16 protein-coding genes are annotated in these 17,212 nt (G+C 59.7%); 11 read left to right on the top strand and 5 right to left on the bottom strand.

The window, feature by feature from the left end; all coding sequences use genetic code 11:
• The first annotated feature begins 13 nt into the window (after positions 1–13).
• The 8 genes from atpB (at position 14) to PQV96_RS18995 (ending at position 6,697) form a co-directional block, all read left to right on the top strand.
• Entirely contained in the window at positions 14–892 is an 879-nt protein-coding gene (gene atpB / locus PQV96_RS19030; RefSeq protein WP_066698649.1) for a F0F1 ATP synthase subunit A, read from the top strand.
• A 61-nt stretch (positions 893–953) separates the two neighbouring features.
• A complete protein-coding gene (gene atpE / locus PQV96_RS19025; RefSeq protein WP_044397394.1) occupies positions 954–1,223 on the top strand; it encodes a F0F1 ATP synthase subunit C in 270 nt (89 codons plus the stop codon).
• A gap of 35 nt (positions 1,224–1,258) precedes the next feature.
• On the top strand, positions 1,259–1,729 hold the full coding sequence (locus tag PQV96_RS19020; protein WP_044397392.1) for a F0F1 ATP synthase subunit B: 471 nt from the start codon (positions 1,259–1,261) through the stop codon (positions 1,727–1,729).
• Positions 1,730–1,738: 9 nt separating this feature from the next.
• A complete protein-coding gene (locus PQV96_RS19015; protein WP_142085464.1) occupies positions 1,739–2,281 on the top strand; it encodes a F0F1 ATP synthase subunit delta in 543 nt (180 codons plus the stop codon).
• Positions 2,282–2,326: 45 nt separating this feature from the next.
• Entirely contained in the window at positions 2,327–3,880 is a 1,554-nt protein-coding gene (gene atpA, locus PQV96_RS19010; RefSeq protein WP_044397386.1) for a F0F1 ATP synthase subunit alpha, read from the top strand.
• 18 nt (positions 3,881–3,898) lie between these two features.
• The gene (gene atpG / locus PQV96_RS19005; protein WP_044397383.1) at positions 3,899–4,765 is read left to right on the top strand and encodes a F0F1 ATP synthase subunit gamma; all 867 of its coding nucleotides are present in this window, start codon (positions 3,899–3,901) and stop codon (positions 4,763–4,765) included.
• Between the two features lie 33 nt (positions 4,766–4,798).
• Positions 4,799–6,205: a F0F1 ATP synthase subunit beta gene (atpD, locus tag PQV96_RS19000; RefSeq protein ID WP_044397381.1), complete on the top strand. Its 1,407-nt coding sequence runs from the start codon at positions 4,799–4,801 to the stop codon at positions 6,203–6,205.
• 75 nt (positions 6,206–6,280) lie between these two features.
• Positions 6,281–6,697, top strand: coding sequence for a F0F1 ATP synthase subunit epsilon (locus PQV96_RS18995; RefSeq protein WP_207373644.1), 417 nt, complete (start codon positions 6,281–6,283; stop codon positions 6,695–6,697).
• Between the two features lie 55 nt (positions 6,698–6,752).
• Here PQV96_RS18995 and PQV96_RS18990 read toward each other — a convergent pair whose 3' ends face one another.
• Positions 6,753–8,060: an IS4 family transposase gene (locus PQV96_RS18990; RefSeq protein WP_273623891.1), complete on the bottom strand. Its 1,308-nt coding sequence runs from the start codon at positions 8,058–8,060 to the stop codon at positions 6,753–6,755.
• Between the two features lie 390 nt (positions 8,061–8,450).
• On the opposite strand from PQV96_RS18990, the gene PQV96_RS18985 reads away from it, so the two are divergent.
• The 3 genes from PQV96_RS18985 (at position 8,451) to PQV96_RS18975 (ending at position 10,521) form a co-directional block, all read left to right on the top strand.
• Positions 8,451–8,900: a YybH family protein gene (locus PQV96_RS18985; protein ID WP_273623890.1), complete on the top strand. Its 450-nt coding sequence runs from the start codon at positions 8,451–8,453 to the stop codon at positions 8,898–8,900.
• Positions 8,901–8,981: 81 nt separating this feature from the next.
• Positions 8,982–9,977 (top strand): YheT family hydrolase, encoded by a 996-nt coding sequence (locus PQV96_RS18980; RefSeq protein ID WP_207375429.1) that lies wholly within the window; start codon positions 8,982–8,984, stop codon positions 9,975–9,977.
• A 16-nt stretch (positions 9,978–9,993) separates the two neighbouring features.
• Positions 9,994–10,521 (top strand): DUF2946 family protein, encoded by a 528-nt coding sequence (locus PQV96_RS18975; RefSeq protein ID WP_273623889.1) that lies wholly within the window; start codon positions 9,994–9,996, stop codon positions 10,519–10,521.
• Positions 10,522–10,674: 153 nt separating this feature from the next.
• Here the strand turns inward: PQV96_RS18975 and PQV96_RS18970 are convergent, their stop codons facing one another.
• The 4 genes from PQV96_RS18970 to PQV96_RS18955 all read right to left on the bottom strand — a co-directional run bounded on the left by PQV96_RS18970 (position 10,675) and on the right by PQV96_RS18955 (position 17,085).
• Positions 10,675–11,190 (bottom strand): c-type cytochrome, encoded by a 516-nt coding sequence (locus tag PQV96_RS18970; protein WP_066691840.1) that lies wholly within the window; start codon positions 11,188–11,190, stop codon positions 10,675–10,677.
• Positions 11,191–11,268: 78 nt separating this feature from the next.
• Positions 11,269–12,675, bottom strand: coding sequence for an efflux transporter outer membrane subunit (locus tag PQV96_RS18965; protein ID WP_273623888.1), 1,407 nt, complete (start codon positions 12,673–12,675; stop codon positions 11,269–11,271).
• Complete coding sequence (locus tag PQV96_RS18960) at positions 12,668–15,823, bottom strand: efflux RND transporter permease subunit (RefSeq protein ID WP_273623887.1); 3,156 nt, start codon at positions 15,821–15,823, stop codon at positions 12,668–12,670. The genes PQV96_RS18965 and PQV96_RS18960 overlap by 8 nt, the downstream gene beginning before the upstream one ends.
• An 11-nt stretch (positions 15,824–15,834) precedes the next feature.
• Positions 15,835–17,085, bottom strand: a complete 1,251-nt coding sequence (locus tag PQV96_RS18955; RefSeq protein WP_420482163.1) for an efflux RND transporter periplasmic adaptor subunit — start codon at positions 17,083–17,085, stop codon at positions 15,835–15,837.
• Positions 17,086–17,212 lie beyond the last annotated feature (127 nt).

The raw sequence follows: 17,212 nt of genomic DNA, 5'->3' as shown, positions 1-17,212 counted from the left end.
GAAGAGTAGTCCGATGGCCGCAGAAGCGCATGCCCCGACCGCAAGTGAATATATCGTTCACCATTTGCAGCATTTGCAGAACATTCCGCAAAAAGCCATTGTTGACTTTTCGGTGGTCAACATCGATTCTTTGATCACCGCTCTGGTGGTTGGTTTCATTGGCTTGTTCATTTTGTGGCTGGGTGCGCGCAAGGCCACTTCCGGTGTTCCTGGTCGTTTCCAGGCTGCTGTGGAAATCCTGGTGGAAATGGTGGACACCCAGACCAAGGCCAACATCAAGAATGCCAACAGCCGCAAGTTCATTGCTCCGATGGCGCTTACTGTGTTCGTCTGGATTTTCATGATGAACGCCATGGACATGCTGCCCGTGGATCTGCTGCCCGCCATCTGGACCAAGATCTATGCTGCGATGGGCCACGATCCGCACCACGCCTACCTGCGTGTCGTGCCCACGGCTGACTTGTCCACCACGCTGGGCTTGGCCGTTTCCATTCTGTTGCTGAGCCTGTACTACAGCGTCAAGATCAAGGGCGCCGGTGGCTGGGGCCATGAGCTGGTGAGCGCGCCGTTCGGCTCTAGCAAGAACCCTCTTTTTGCCGTGATCCTGGGTCTCATCAACGTGACCATGCAGATCATTGAATACGTGGCCAAGGCGGTTTCGCATGGCATGCGGTTGTTTGGCAACATGTACGCTGGTGAGTTGGTGTTCCTGCTGATCGCCCTGATGGGTGGCGCTGCTGCAATGTCGCTTCCTGGTGTGCTGCTCCCTGTGGGGCACGTCATTGCGGGTTCGCTCTGGGCAATTTTCCACATCTTGGTGATTACCTTGCAGGCGTTCATTTTCATGATGCTGGCGCTGATTTACCTCGGCCAGGCACATGAGGCCCACTGACCCTTTGTTTCGTTTTCGTTTCCTTTCTCTTTAACCTTTCTTTTTTCACTCAGGAGTAATCATGGAAAACATTCTCGGCTTCGTCGCTCTGGCTTGCGGTCTGATTGTGAGCCTCGGCGCTATCGGCGCTTCGATCGGTATCGCTCTGATGGGTGGCAAGTTCCTGGAGTCTTCTGCTCGCCAGCCTGAACTGATCAACGAACTGCAAACCAAGATGTTCATCTTGGCCGGTCTGATCGACGCTGCGTTCCTGATCGGTGTTGCTATCGCTCTGCTGTTTGCTTTTGCAAACCCCTTTGCCGCTACGTTCCTGGCCAGCGTTCCAAAGTAATTCCCGTCAACGCCATCTCTTAGAAAGGTGTTGCCGTGAGTATCAACGCGACCCTGTTCTTTCAGATCATCGTCTTTTTCGTGCTGGTGTGGTTCACGATGAAATTCGTGTGGCCGCCCATCACCAAGGCGTTGGATGAACGAGCCCAGAAAATCGCCGATGGCCTCTCTGCTGCCGAACGTGCCAAGACCGAACTCGCCGCTGCTGACCAGTTGGTGAAGAAGGAATTGGCTCAAGCCAGCAATGAGACGGCCTCGCGTCTTGCGGACGCCGACCGCCGTGCCCAAGCCATCATCGAAGAAGCCAAAGCCCGCGCTACGGAAGAAGCCAACAAGATTGTGGCTGCTGCCCAGGCCGAGGCTGAGCAACAGACGGTGCGAGCACGTGAAGCCCTGCGCGAGCAGGTGGCCGCGTTGGCTGTCAAGGGTGCCGAGCAGATTCTCCGCAAGGAAGTCAATGCCGGTGTCCATGCAGACTTGCTTAACCGCCTGAAGACCGAGCTGTAAGGGGACAACATGGCTGAACTCGCCACCATTGCTCGCCCTTACGCAGAGGCCTTGTTCAAGGCTGCCACTGCCAGCGCGGGTGTTGATCTGGACAGCACGGCTGTCTGGCTCGACGAGCTGGCGGCGATTGCCGCCACCCCCGAGCTTCGCCAGCTGGCGGACAACCCCAAGGTAACGGCAGACCAAGTGTTTGCCGTTTTTACGGGCGTTGCGCGTTCTGCGCTGCCCGACATGGCCAAAAACTTCCTGCGCACCATCATCGACAACGGGCGTATCAACACGCTTGGTGAGGTGGCTGCTCAGTATCGTGCCCTCGTGAATCGCCGCAGCGGCTCCTCGGATGCTGTCGTGTACAGCGCATTTCCTCTGGACAGTGCGGCATTGGCAGATGTGGGTGGAGTGCTGGAAAAGCGCTTCGGCCGCAAGCTCAATCTCACCGTGAAGCAGGACGAGTCCCTCATCGGTGGCATTCGCGTAGTGGTGGGTGACGAAGTGCTGGACACTTCGGTCAAGGCCCGTCTTGAACAAATGAAAGCGGCCCTCGTCGCGTAATAGCGCTGCGAGGACTTAGCGAAACAAAGAAAGAAGGAAAGAGTCATGCAACTCAATCCCGCAGAAATTTCTGAACTCATCAAGAGCCGCATCGAAGGGCTGGCCGCCAGCAGCGATATCCGCAACCAGGGCACCGTGGTGTCTGTGTCTGACGGTATCGTGCGCGTTCACGGCCTGTCGGACGTGATGCAAGGCGAAATGCTGGAGTTCCCTGCCACCAAGGACGGCCAAGCCTCCTACGGTCTGGCTCTGAACCTCGAGCGCGACTCCGTCGGCGCCGTGATTTTGGGTGAGTACGAACACATCTCCGAAGGCGACACCGTCAAGTGCACGGGCCGCATTCTGGAAGTGCCCGTGGGCCCCGAGCTGGTGGGCCGCGTGGTGAACGCGCTGGGTCAGCCTATCGACGGCAAGGGCCCCATCAACGCCAAACTGACCGACGTGATCGAGAAGGTTGCTCCTGGCGTGATCGCACGTAAGTCTGTGGACCAGCCTCTGCAAACCGGTCTGAAGTCCATCGACTCCATGGTTCCTGTGGGCCGTGGTCAGCGCGAACTGATCATTGGTGACCGTCAGACCGGCAAGACCGCTGTGGCCATCGACGCGATCATTTCGCAAAAGGGCCAGGGCGTTACCTGTATCTACGTGGCGATCGGCCAAAAGGCTTCCTCGATCAAGAACGTGGTGCGTGCTCTGGAGCAAGCTGGCGCGATGGAATACACCATCGTCGTGGCTGCTTCCGCTTCTGAATCCGCAGCGATGCAATACGTGTCGGCCTACTCTGGCTGCACGATGGGTGAGTACTTCCGCGACCGCGGCGAAGACGCCCTGATCGTGTACGACGACCTGTCCAAGCAAGCTGTGGCCTACCGCCAAGTTTCTCTGCTGCTGCGTCGTCCACCAGGCCGCGAAGCCTATCCTGGCGACGTGTTCTATCTCCACAGCCGTCTGCTGGAACGCGCAGCCCGCGTGAATGCTGATTACGTCGAAGCCTTCACCAAGGGTGAAGTCAAGGGCAAGACCGGTTCGTTGACAGCGCTGCCTATCATCGAAACGCAAGCCGGTGACGTGTCTGCATTCGTGCCTACCAACGTGATTTCGATCACTGACGGTCAGATCTTCCTGGAAACCAGCCTGTTCAACGCCGGTATCCGTCCCGCCATCAACGCCGGTATCTCGGTGTCGCGCGTGGGTGGTGCTGCTCAGACCAAGCTGGTGAAGAACCTGTCCGGCGGTATCCGTACCGACTTGGCCCAGTACCGTGAACTGGCTGCTTTTGCGCAGTTCGCTTCCGATCTGGACGAAGCCACCCGCAAGCAGCTGGACCGCGGCGCCCGCGTGACCGAGTTGCTCAAGCAGGCACAGTACAGCCCCCTGTCCATCTCGTTGATGGGCGCAACGCTGTTCGCTGTGAACAAGGGCTTCATGGACGATATCGACGTCAAGAAGGTTCTCAGCTTCGAACACGGCCTGCACCAATTCCTGAAAACCAGCCACGCCGCATTGCTGGCCAAGCTGGAACAGGCCAAGGCCATGGACAAGGATGCTGAAGCCGAATTGACCGCTGCCATCGCCGCGTTCAAGAAGACGTTCGCTTAATCCGGACGAGGAGCCATCATGGCAGCAGGCAAGGAAATACGCGGCAAGATCAAATCGGTGGAAAACACCAAGAAGATCACCAAAGCCATGGAGATGGTGGCCGCATCCAAAATGCGCAAGGCGCAGGACCGGATGCGTGCAGCTCGTCCCTACAGCGAAAAGATCCGCAACATTGCAGCCAACCTCGGCAAGGCCAACCCTGAGTACACGCATCCGTTCATGCAAGTGAACGATGCGAAAGTGGCAGGCGTCATCGTGGTCACCACGGACAAGGGTTTGTGCGGCGGCATGAACACCAACGTGCTGCGCACGGTGACGACCAAGCTGCGTGAACTTCAAGCGGCAGGCATCTCTGCGGAAACCGTAGCCATTGGCAACAAGGGCTTCAGTTTCCTCAACCGGGTGGGTGCCAAGGTGGTTTCGCATGTGACAGGTCTGGGCGATACGCCCCATCTGGACAAGCTGATTGGCCCTGTGAAGGTGCTGCTGGACGCCTATGCGGAAGGCAAGATCAACGCGGTGTATCTGAGCTACACCAAGTTCATCAACACCATGAAGCAAGAGTCGGTGGTGGAGCAACTGCTTCCGCTGTCGTCCGAGCAGATGCAGGCTGACAAGACGGAACATAGCTGGGAATACATCTATGAGCCGGACGCACAAACCGTGATCGACGAGCTGCTGGTGCGCTATGTCGAGTCGCTGATTTACCAGGCAGTTGCAGAAAACATGGCGTCCGAGCAATCGGCGCGCATGGTGGCCATGAAGGCCGCAACGGACAACGCCGGCAGCGTCATTGGTGAGTTGAAGCTGGTCTACAACAAGACGCGTCAAGCAGCGATCACGAAAGAACTTTCGGAAATCGTCGCAGGCGCCGCCGCTGTGTAAGCAGCTCGACATACAACATTATTGGAGCGAAAAATGGCTCAAGTGCAAGGCAAGATTGTTCAATGTATCGGCGCTGTGGTGGACGTTGAGTTCCCACGCGACCAGATGCCCAAGATTTACGATGCTCTGAAGCTGGAAGGTTCGGCTCTGACGCTGGAAGTTCAGCAACAGCTGGGCGACGGCGTGGTGCGTACCATTGCCCTGGGTTCGTCCGACGGCCTGCGCCGTGGCCTGATGGTGACCAACACTGGCAACCCCATCACGGTGCCCGTGGGCAAGGCCACCCTGGGCCGCATCATGGACGTGCTGGGCACACCCATCGACGAGCGTGGTCCCGTGGGTCAGGAACTGACGGCTTCCATCCACCGCAAGGCTCCTGCGTACGACGAACTGTCGCCATCGCAAGAACTGCTGGAAACCGGCATCAAGGTGATCGACTTGGTCTGCCCGTTCGCCAAGGGCGGTAAGGTGGGGCTGTTCGGTGGCGCCGGTGTGGGCAAGACCGTGAACATGATGGAACTCATCAACAACATCGCCAAGGCCCACAGCGGTCTGTCGGTGTTTGCTGGTGTGGGCGAGCGTACCCGCGAAGGGAATGACTTCTATCACGAAATGGCCGATTCTGGCGTGGTGAACCTGGAGAAGCTCGAAGACTCCAAGGTGGCCATGGTGTACGGTCAGATGAACGAGCCCCCAGGCAACCGTCTGCGCGTGGCCCTGACCGGTCTGACGATTGCGGAATCTTTCCGTGACGAAGGCCGTGACGTGCTGTTCTTCGTGGACAACATCTACCGCTACACGCTGGCCGGTACCGAAGTGTCCGCTCTGCTGGGCCGTATGCCTTCCGCCGTGGGCTACCAGCCTACGCTGGCCGAGGAAATGGGCCGCCTGCAAGAGCGTATTACGTCCACCAAGGTTGGCTCGATCACTTCCATCCAGGCCGTTTACGTGCCAGCGGATGACTTGACCGACCCTTCTCCTGCAACCACGTTTGCTCACTTGGACTCCACCGTGGTGTTGTCCCGTGACATCGCTTCGCTGGGTATCTACCCTGCCGTGGATCCTCTGGATTCCACCAGCCGCCAGCTGGACCCCAACGTGGTGGGCGAAGACCACTACGCGACGGCCCGTGCTGTGCAGGGTACCCTGCAGCGCTACAAGGAACTGCGCGACATCATCGCCATTCTGGGCATGGACGAACTGGCTCCAGAAGACAAGCTGGCCGTGGCCCGCGCTCGGAAGATCCAACGTTTCCTGTCGCAGCCTTTCCACGTGGCTGAAGTGTTCACGGGCTCGCCCGGCAAGTACGTTCCGCTGTCGGAAACCATCCGTGGTTTCAAGATGATTGTGAACGGCGAATGCGATCACCTGCCAGAACAAGCGTTCTACATGGTCGGTACCATCGACGAAGCCTTCGAAAAGGCCAAGAAGGTCGCCTGATTGTCCGAGGGCTGAGCAACTGAGTTGTTCAGCCCCCTGTAGCAGTCAAGCCCCCACCTTTTCCTAGGAGCAATGATGAACACTATCCACGTTGATGTGGTCAGCGCCGAAGAGTCCATCTTCTCGGGTGAAGCACGTTTTGTCGCTTTGCCCGGTGAAGCTGGCGAGTTGGGCATTTACCCCCGCCATACCCCGCTGATCACCCGCATCAAACCCGGTTCGGTGCGCATCGAAACAGCAGACGGCAAAGAAGAATTTGTTTTCGTGGCCGGTGGCATTCTGGAAGTTCAGCCCAACTGTGTGACGGTTCTGTCCGACACCGCCATCCGCGGCAAGGATCTGGACGACGAAAAGGCAAATGCCGCCAAGGCAGCTGCCGAAGAAGCGCTCAAGAACGCCAAGAGCGATCTCGATTTGGCCAAGGCCCAGTCAGAACTGGCTGTGATGGCCGCCCAGATTGCTGCTCTGCGCAAGTACCGCCAGAAGAAGTAATTCCGCGCTGCGGAGTCGTACTCAGAAAACCAGGCCAACGCCCAATGCCAGTCAGTTAAGAGCTGACTGGCATTTTTTTCGTTGGGAATTTGGAAGCGCGTTTTTTGACGACCCTTGGGAAGCTGCGCCCAGTGCGGCGTGGCGGCAGCACGAAGTGTCGCGATTGCGCCAACAGGGCTGCCAACTGCTTGGGCAAGGTGCCGGCAGAGTCCAGGCTGGGGACCGCCAGTAAGTTCACGATGGCGTAGCTGGCTGTGTGGAAGCTGATGCGCTGGGGCTCGACCTGGACGTGCGCTGCCATCTCGCGCATCCAGCGGCGCAGCAGCGTGTAGGCGATCAGCACACCCCACAGCTCCTGGCGCACCAGCGCGGGCTGCTTGCTGCGCAGCACCGGCTCACCCTCCTGCAGGGTCTGCTTGATCTCCCGGAACCCCAACTCGATCTCCCAACGCTGGCGGTAGAGCTCGGCCAGCTCCTGCGCCGGATGCGTGCGGGGACACAGCAAGGATGTGATGAAGCGGCGCAGCCGTCCACCCACGCTCACCTCGATCAGGCGTGCCTGCCAGTGGCTGGGCAGATGCGGGTGTGCCTTGCGCGCTTGTGGGGACACCGGCATGCGGATCAGCGCATCGCCGCGCGCCAGTTGCTGGACGATCTCATGGCGCAGATTGTCCCGCGCGCGCATCAACCAGTGGCGCTGCGTACCCGCAGCCTGCCAGTCCAACAGGAACGCTGCCGAGAAGTACGCTCGGTCAAACAGGGTCACGGAGTGATCCTCGCCGCGCAACTGCGCTGCCAGGCTCAATTCGCCGCAGTCCATGGCGCCGAGCTTGGCATCAAGCATCTCGTGGCTGTGTGTGTCCATCAGGCAAGTGGCGCGGATCTGCGGCCAGGGCGAGAGGCCATGCTGGTTGCTGCAGCTGCCCAGTTCGACTCGATTCTCAGGGGTGTCCGGCGCCGACCAGACCACACCATCCACAGCCAGTACGCGCAGTGGCTGGCGCACATTCACCGCAGGACGGCTCCAGGCTTGGGTCAGTAGAGCGAACAGCTCGGCCAGAGGCTCCTCGCCCAGGCGCTGGCGGGCTTGCACGCTGACGCTCGGTGCGGGCGGCGCTTGTCCATCCAGGCTCAAATCCAGCTGCTGCACCACCTGCCACAGTGGCCGGTCGCGAAACAGCGCCAGTCCGATCACAAGCCACACGGCATGTTCGGCAGGCAGCTTGCGCCGGCGGATGGAGGCCTTGCCGCTGGTCCCCAGCGCCTGTGCGATCCAGGCAGGGTCTATCAACGCGCTGAGCTGCTCGAGGCGATCAGGTACTCGGGGCAGGGTCTGGCGCAAGGCGTTTGCAAGCAGGCTCATCAAGCAAAAAAGGGAACGTGTTGAACACGTCCCCTTTTTACTGGATCAAGCCGCCTGCGGGCTTAACTGACTGGCATTAGGCCCAGGCCGGGTTTTTTTTGGTCTTGAATTTCTTTAGACCCTCGTCAATGAAGACCTTGATGGGGAAGACGAGGGTTGCCTTGAGCGGGCTGAAGTCTGAAGGTAGCTCAGTTGCCGCCACAATAAGGGTTGTCTTCAAGATGACTTGGGCGCATCTGAATCGTGCAGCATTCGCCGGGCCCTCGCAGCTTGTGCAAGCCGAATGGGCCGCCCGGGGCATCAAGACGTCTGCCGCCCTTGGGGGCCTTGCTCGCCAGAGTTCTGCCAATTTGAACAGGTCAACTAATCCTCTATCTGGACAACCGTCGCATGCCACGTACCAAACTACCTGTGTCGCCCCACGGTGGCTCGCCCGATGAGACGGAAGCCATGTTCTATGAAGCCCTGCAAAAGGGCGATGTAGATCTGCTGATGTCTTGCTGGGCAGAGGATGACGAAATCGTATGTGTGCATCCTGGCGGTTCCCGCTTGATGGGTGCCGCAGCGATCCGTGCAGCGTTTGAGGGAATGTTTGCGCAGGGCAGCATCCGGGTGACGATTTCCCAGGTCCACCGTGTGCAGTCGGTTTCCAGTGCCGTGCACAACGTGGCTGAGCGGGTGGAAATCATGCTGCCTGATGGGCTACACGCAGCGTTTCTGATTGCCACCAATGTCTATCACCGTACGTTGGAGGGATGGCGTCTGGTGGCTCACCATGCCAGCACGGACGGCTCGCCGGAGGGTATCTCCGGTACTGAAACTTCGCAGTTGCTGCATTGAACGGTGTGGCGCAGGTTGCTGATGGTTTTGGGATATGAATAAAAAGTGGTTCTACCGCCCGTTGAATAAGCGCTAGCAGCTATGAAATATGTAGCACCTTGGTGGCTCCCTGGAGGTCAGATGCAAACCATCTGGCCTGCGGTGTTTTCGCGACGCACGCATGGCCCCGCGCCGGTTTTTCGACGTGAACGCTGGACAACGCCCGACGCTGATTTCATTGACGTGGATTTCTTGGCGGGTGGCGAAGATCGCCCACCTGCTGCGCACCCTGTCGAGACTCCGATGCTGGTGGTTTTTCACGGGCTGGAGGGATCTTCACGCAGCCACTACTGTCAGGCATTTGCTGAAGTGGCCCAGGAGCGGGGTTGGGCGTGTGCATTGCCCCATTTTCGCGGCTGCAGCGGTGAGCTCAACCACGCCCCGCGTGCCTATCATTCAGGCGATTACGAAGAGATTGCCTGGATACTGGCCCAGCTCCGTGCCCGCCATCCTGGGCCGGTGATTGCTGCTGGTGTATCGCTGGGCGGCAATGCTTTGCTGCGCTGGGCTGCGGAGGCTGGTTCAGACGCATCGAGTCATGTGAAGGCCGTGGCGGCGATTTGCTCTCCCTTGGATCTGGCGGCCGGTGGCCACGCCATAGGTCGCGGCTTCAATCGCCAGATCTACACCCGCATGTTCCTGCAAACCATGGTCCCCAAGGCATTGCGGAAATGGGAGCAACATCCTGGTCTTTTCGACCGGGACGCGCTGTTGGCCGCGCGTGATCTCTACGCTTTTGACAACGTCTTCACCGCGCCTGTGCATGGCTTTCGCAATACCGAAGACTATTGGCATCGCGCATCTTCCAAGCCACTCATCTCCCACATTCGGGTGCCCGCCTTGGTGGTGAATGCGCTCAACGATCCGTTTGTGCCTGCAAGCAGCCTGCCCCGGGCCGGGGAGGTGGGGCCATGCGTGACGCTGTGGCAACCCAGCCACGGTGGTCATGTAGGTTTTGCGCAAGGCCCGTGGCCTGGGCATGTGCGTGCGATGCCAGATGCTGTAAGCGCTTGGCTGACAGCGCAACTGCCCGGATGAAAGGCACAATTCGGTCATGGATGACATCGTCAAACAAGCATTGGCCAAATGGCCCAACGTACCGGATTGCTACGGATGGCTGGGGCTGGATGCGCGAGGTCGCTGGTTCATGCGCGACGACGCTGCCCAGGCCGCTGGAGATTTTCCGCAAAGCCGTGGTTCGTGGCTACGGCACGAAAAACTCATTGATTTCATCGGCCGCAATTATGAAAGCGACGACGAGGGGCAGTGGTTTTTTCAGAACGGACCGCAGCGCGTGTACATCGAGTTGGAGTGCACTCCGTGGATCTGGCTGGTTTTGCCGGACTACCGCTTGCAGTCCCATACCGGCTTGCAAACCAGTGCGGAGGAATGTCTTTTGGACGAAGAGGGGCGTTTGTATATCGCTTCGCCCCAAGGGCTCGGTTTGGTGCACTCGCAGGATATGGTGCTGGCTGCGGAAGCGGTAGAGCAAGGAGTCTGGGTGCCCCGTGATGTGGTGTCTGCCGACTTGCCAGCGCAGTACGGCTTTGTTCGCAGCCCTGCGAGGTCACAGCGACGTTAAGTTCCAGCAGCTGCGCGCAGAGATCTGACGCTGGCTGCTGATCGTGATGTGTCTTTAGAAAAATGGCTGGCCGTGGCATGTTCGGCATCAGCCAATAAAAAAGCCGGTGCAATGCACCGGCTTTTTTTGATCAATAGACTTGGGTCGCCTTAATCACTTGGCCTCTGCAGCAGCAGGCGCAGCGGGTTCCTCGAACTTGGCACCTGCTGCATTGCCCATGTAAGCCACGGCACGTGCAATTTCTGTGTCATTGAAATCACCACCGCCTTGTGGCGCCATGGCACCCTTGCCCTTGAGTGCGGATTGCACCAGCGCTTCAAAACCAGTCTTGATGCGCGGGGCCCAGGCTGCCGCGTCTGCCAGCTTGGGTGCGCCTGCAGCGCCCGTGGCGTGGCAAGCAGCACATTGGCCCTTGTAAACCTCTTCGCCTGCACGCAGGGGGCGGTTGGCGTCGCGCACTTCCACCATGCCTACTTTCTGGATGCGCTCAGCCAAGGCCTTTTCAGGGTTGGACGCGCCCGGTGCGGGCTTGTTGCTGGACGAGACGTACAGCACCAGGCCGATGATGGCAAAGATCGGCACCACGAACGAGAGGAATCCCGCCACGAGTAGTTGCTTAGGGGTCTTGATCGGGCCTGTATGCGCTTCTTCGTGGTGGTTGTCGCTCATGACGTCCTCTGGAGTTTCGGGGGCTTTGATGAAATCAACCTTAAATTATATCTACAGGCTGCGGAACTTTGTCCCCCATCAAGGCTTGGCGCTTGATGTCTCGTCGGTCCAGCCGCCGCCAAGTGCCTTGAATAACGACACCTGGTTTTGCAACTGGCTCAACCGGACTTGCACTACGCCCTGCTGGGTACTGAACAGAGACCTTTGCGCATCGAGCAAGTCCAGGTAGCTGGCCACACCATTTTGGTAACGCAGGTCTGCCAGCTTGAAGCGGATGGATTCTGCTTCGGCTTGCTTGCGCTGCGCTTCTAACTGCTCTGTGAGCGAGCTTTGGCTGGCGAGCGCGTCCGCCACTTCTCTGAACGCTGTCTGGATGGCTTTTTCATACTGGGCAACGGCTACGCTGCGAGACGCCTGAGCGCTCTCCAGATTGGCCTGATTGGCGCCCGCATCAAACAATGGCAGCAACAGTGAGGGCGCTAGGGTGAAGCCCCAGGAGCCGTTCTTGAACAGACCGGACAGTTCTCCACTCGACGTTCCGGCTTGGGCTGTCAGTGAAATGCGCGGGAAAAACGCGGCTCGCGCTGCACCAATGTTGGCATTGGCGGCGATCAGCTGTTGCTCTGCCTGGCGGATGTCAGGACGCTGCACGAGCAGATCGGAGGGGAGGCCCGCAGGCACGGTCTGCATGGATGGCGCTGCGTTCAGGTCACTGCGTCCGAGGGTAGCGCGGATGTCTTCGGGCAAGGGTTGGCCCAGAAGCAAAGCCAGCGCATTTTCATCCAGTGCCCGCTGGCGCTGCTGCTGGGCCAGCGTGGCCCGCGCAGCTTGCGCCAAAGATTCGGCCTGCCGGTAGTCGAGCTCGGACGCAGCACCAGAATCCAGCCGCAGTTTGGTCAGGCGAACCGACTCTTCGCGGGTAGCCAGAGTGCGTCGAGACAGTTCCAGCAATTCTTCTTCGGCCAGCAAGTTCAGCCACCCGTTGGCGACGGAGCTGATCAGGCTGACCTGGGCCGCATTGCGGCCTTCTTCGGTAGCCAGGTACTGCGCAAGCGCCTGTTCCTTCAAGCTGGCCACCCTGCCGAAGAAGTCCAGCTCCCACGCAGTCACAGCCAACCCAACGCTGAAGTTGTTGGTGATGTTGCCTGTGCCGGACGCAGGCGCGCGTGAGGCGTTGGCCGCCAGCCCCACAGCTGGGTATTGCGCAGCACGACGTACCTGGAACTGGGCTCGGGCTTGCTCTACGTTGAGGCTTGCAATGCGCAGGTCGCGGTTGTTGTTCAGCGCCAGCTCAATCAACTGCTGCAGCCGTGGTTCGGCAAAGTAGGTACGCCATGATGGCAGCGTGGCAGGACTTTCCGAAGCGGTCACGTTGGGGAAGCCCGTGGGTACGGGCGCGGCGGGGCGCTCGTACATTGGGATCATGGAGCACCCCGTCAGCAGGGTGACCAGGGCCAAAGCGAGATGTGTGATTTTCTTAGTCATGGTTTCCAATTCCGGCTTCTTCTGCGTGGCGGCGGTTCATCTCCTGCTGGCGTGCGCTGCCTTTGAACAGGCTACGCACCACCACGAAGAACACCGGAACAAAAAACACTGCCAGTACAGTGCCCGTGACCATGCCACCCAGCACACCGGTGCCGATGGCGCGCTGGCTGGCGGAGCCCGCGCCGCTGGCGATGGCCAGGGGCACGACACCCAGGCCGAATGCCATCGAGGTCATGATGATGGGACGGAAGCGCAGATGAGCGGCTTCCAGGGCAGACTCGATGAGCCCCTTGCCCTGTGCCTGCAGGTCTTTCGCGAACTCGATGATCAAAATGGCGTTCTTTGCCGACAAGCCGATGATCGTGATCAGGCCCACCTGGAAATAAACGTCATTGGCATAGCCGCGCATGAGGGTGGCCAGCAGAACACCCAGCACACCGAGTGGCACCACCAAGATCACCGCCAGCGGGATGGACCAGCTTTCGTACAGGGCCGCCAGGCAGAGGAACACGGCCAGGATCGCGAAGCTGTAGAGGATCAGCGACTGTGAGCCTGCCAGCTTTTCTTCGCGTGACTGTCCGGTCCACTCGAAACCAAATCCTGCCGGCAGTTGGCCAGCCAGCTTTTCCATTTCAGCCATGGCCGCGCCAGTGCTGTAACCGGGGGCGGGGCTGCCCGAGATGCGCATGGCCGGATAGCCGTTGTAGCGCACCGTTTGCTGGGCACCTTTGACCCACTTGGTGGAGGCAAAGGCTGACAGTGGCACAGGCTTGCCCTGGGTGTTGCTGGCGTTGAGCTTCAGCAAGTCGTCCGGCTGCATGCGCGCGGGTGCGTCGGCTTGCACCACCACACGCTGCAGGCGCCCCTGGTTCGGGAAGTCGTTGACGTAGCTGGAGCCCAAAGCAGTGGACAGCGTCGAGTTGATCGCATCGAAGGTGACGCCCAGTGCGTTGGCCTTGTCGCGGTCGATGTCGATTTGTAGTTGCGGGGCATCCTCCAGCCCGTCTGGCCGCACCTGCGTCAACACCTTGCTCTGCGAGGCCATGCCCAGCAACTGGTTGCGTGCATTGACAAGTGCCTCATGGCCTGCGCCGCTACGGTCTTGCAGACGGAAGGTGAACCCGCTGGCATTACCCAGCTCTGGGATGGGCGGTGGGCTCAAGGGGAAGATAAATGCATCGCGAATGCCGGACAAGCCGCCAAACGCGCGGCCTGCGACATCTTGTGCAGACTGGCCAGGGCCATGGCGTTCACTCCAGTCCTTGAGTGTCACGAAGGCCAACGCGGCGTTCTGTCCCTGACCGGAGAAGCTGAAGCCCAGAACGCCCACCATGCTTTGCACTTCGGGCTGCTTCAGGATGAATTGCTCCACCTGTTCCATCACAGCCAGCGTCCGCTCTTGCGTGGCGCCGGGCGGGAGCTGCACGTTCACGATGATGTTGCCCTGGTCTTCGCTGGGCAGGAAAGACGTGGGCAGCCGCATGTAGACCACGGCCACAGCTCCCACGATGGCTGCGTAGATCACAAGGTAGCGAACCGCACGCTTGAGCATGCGGGCCACCCAGCCTTCATAGCGCTTGGCGCCAGAGGCGAAGCTGCGATTGAACCAGCCAAAAAAGCCGCTCTTTTCGTGGTGATGGCCTGCTTCGACAGGTTTGAGCAGCGTGGCACAAAGGGCCGGCGTGAGCGACAGAGCCATGAATGCCGAGAACCCGATGGAGGCCACCATCACGGCCGAGAACTGGCGATAGATGTTGCCTGTGGAGCCTGCAAAGAAGGCCAGCGGGACGAATACCGAGATCAGCACCACGGTCACGCCGATGATGGCGCCTGAGATTTGGCGCATGGCTTTGCGCGTGGCTTCCAGCGGGGACAGCCCTTCCTCGCTCATGATGCGCTCGACGTTTTCCACCACGACGATGGCATCGTCCACAACGATACCGATTACCAGCACCATGCCGAACATGGTGAGCACGTTGATCGAGAAGCCCAGGGCCAGCAAGGTGGCGAAGGTGCCCAACAACGCGATGGGAACCACGATGGTGGGGATGACGGTGTAGCGCCAGTTTTGCAGGAACAGGAACATCACCAGGAACACCAGGGCGACGGCTTCGAGCAGCGTCTTGGCCACCTGGGTGATAGAGATATCCACGAAGCGCGAGCTGTCGTAGGGAATGCTCCAGCTCATGCCTTCTGGGAAGTAGCGCGAGAGCTCGTCCATCTTGGTGCGGACTGCTTTTGCGGCCTCCAGCGCATTCCCACTGGGCGACAGTTGGACGCCAATACCTACGGCGGGTTTGCCGTTCAGTCGCGCAGCGGTAGCGTAGGCTTGGCCACCCAACTCCACGCGCGCCACATCCTTGAGGCGAACGGTGGAGCCATCGGCGTTGGCCCGAAGAATGATGTTGGAGAACTGCTCGACGGTAGACAGCTGCCCGCTAACGACCACGGTTGCTGAGATGCCCTGGCCAGACAGGTTGGGCAGATCACCGATGGTGCCGCTGGCAACCTGCGCGTTCTGCGCCCGGATGGCGGCAGTGATCTCCGCGGTGGAGATGTTGAAGCTCAGCATCTTTGCGGGATCGATCCAGATCCGCATGGCACGCTCTGTACCGAAGAGCTGGGCTTGCCCAATGCCTTGCAGTCGCTGCAGCTCTGGCACCACGTTGCGGGAAGCATAGTCACCCAGAGCGACGGTATCGGTTTCGGGGTTGCTGGACGAAAGCATCGTGAACAGCAAGAAGTTGGACCGCGACTTGTCCACGCGCACGCCTTGTTGCGTGACGGTAGAAGGCAACCGCGGAGACGCGCGCGACAGGCGGTTCTGCACATCCACTTGCGCCAAGTCGGCGTTGGTTCCGGGTTGGAAGCTCAGGGTGATGCTCCCAGAACCATCGGCCTGGGCCACAGACTCCATGTAGATGAGCCCTGGCGACCCGTTCATTTCACGCTCGATCACGGAAAGAACGCTGTCCTCCAGCGTTTGCGCAGAAGCGCCCGGGTAAGACGCGTTGATAACGATCGAAGGCGGTGCAACCGGGGGATATTGCGAGATGGGCAGCTGCGTGATGGCAACGCCCCCCAGCACCATGATGAACAGTGCAATCACCCACGCGAAGATGGGACGGTCAATAAAAAACTTGGCCATGTGTATGCCTCTCAGGGCTTAGCGGCGGATGCGTCGGCGGCAGGCGCAGGTGCTGCTGCTTGGCTCGGTGCTTGCCAAGGGACCGCTTTCACGGGCGTGCCAGGTGGAAGCATTTGCAGCTTCTGGAAGCCGTCCACCATGACTTTCTCGCCCGCCTGTAGTCCTTCGCGAACAATCCAACGGTTGTTCTTCGCCGCGCTGATCTTGACTGCGCGCTGGCTGACTTTTCCGTCTTCAGCGACTACGTTGACGATGTCCCCTTGCTGTGTGCGTGTCACGGCCTGCTGCGGAAGGGTGATGGCATTGCTGGCCTGGGCTTGCTCCAGCTTGACCCGTAGGTACAAGCCGGGTAACAGTTCACCCTTGGGATTAGGCACCTCTGCGCGCAAGGTGATCTGGCCTGTGGTGGAGTCCACTGTCAGGTCTGAAAACAGGAGTTTTCCAGGGTGCTCGTACTCAGTTCCATCGCTCAAGATCAAGCGCACGCTCGCTGCGTCTTTACCCTCGGCACGCTTGAATTGGCCGCTGGCCACGGCTTTGCGCAGCTGAAGAATGTCGTTGGCAGATTGGGTGAAGTTGACGTAGACGGGGTCAATTTGCTGGATGACAGCCAGAGGCGTCGCCTCGCCTTGACCTACCAGCGCACCTTCTGTCACGAGGGCCCTGCCGATTCGGCCTGAAATCGGTGCTGTGACCGTTGCGTAACCCAAGTTGATGCCTGCGGTACGCACCGCTGCCTTGGTTGAGGCTACGTCTGCCTGGGATTGTTTGACTGCAGCCTCTGCGTTGACGAAATCTTGCTTGCTGATCGCATTGGCTTCGACCAACGGACGGTACCGTTCCAGCTGCGCTTGTGTTTGTGCCAGGCTGGCTTCTGCCTTGGCTTGGTTGGCCTTGGCGCTGTCCAAGGCTGCTGCGTAGGGGGCTTCATCGATACGGAACAGGGTTTGTCCCGCCTTCACGTCGCTGCCCTCGTTGAACATCCGTTGCTGCAAGATGCCTGCTGCCCTGGCGCGCACTTGAGCCACCCTGGAGGCCTCCACGCGCCCCGGCAACTCGGTGACCAGACCCACATCGCCTGGAGTCGCCGTGACAGTACCCACTTCAACGGCAGGCCTCTGTCCTGCAGCGCTGGGTGCCGTTGGCGCTTCCTTGGTGCAGCCAGCCGCTATCAGCGCGGAAGCGAGCATGCCGACAACAAGCCGTGCTTGCATGCGAGGTGGATGGTGTGGTGTGGATGGCGCGTCATGCAAGCTCTTCATGGAATTCCTTTGAAGCTGGAGCGAGGGCAGGTCGATCATTTCAGAAGCCGAAGAAGATGACCACAGTAGATTGCAGTCGAACGAAAGCCCGACGGATAAGGTGCGGGATTATACATACAATCGTGAA

The sequence above is a fragment of the Acidovorax temperans genome (assembly GCF_028596105.1).
GTDB classification, from domain to species: Bacteria; Pseudomonadota; Gammaproteobacteria; order Burkholderiales; family Burkholderiaceae_C; genus Acidovorax; species Acidovorax temperans.
Note: the sequence above shows the minus strand (reverse complement) of the source record. Positions and strands in the feature narration are given on the sequence as shown.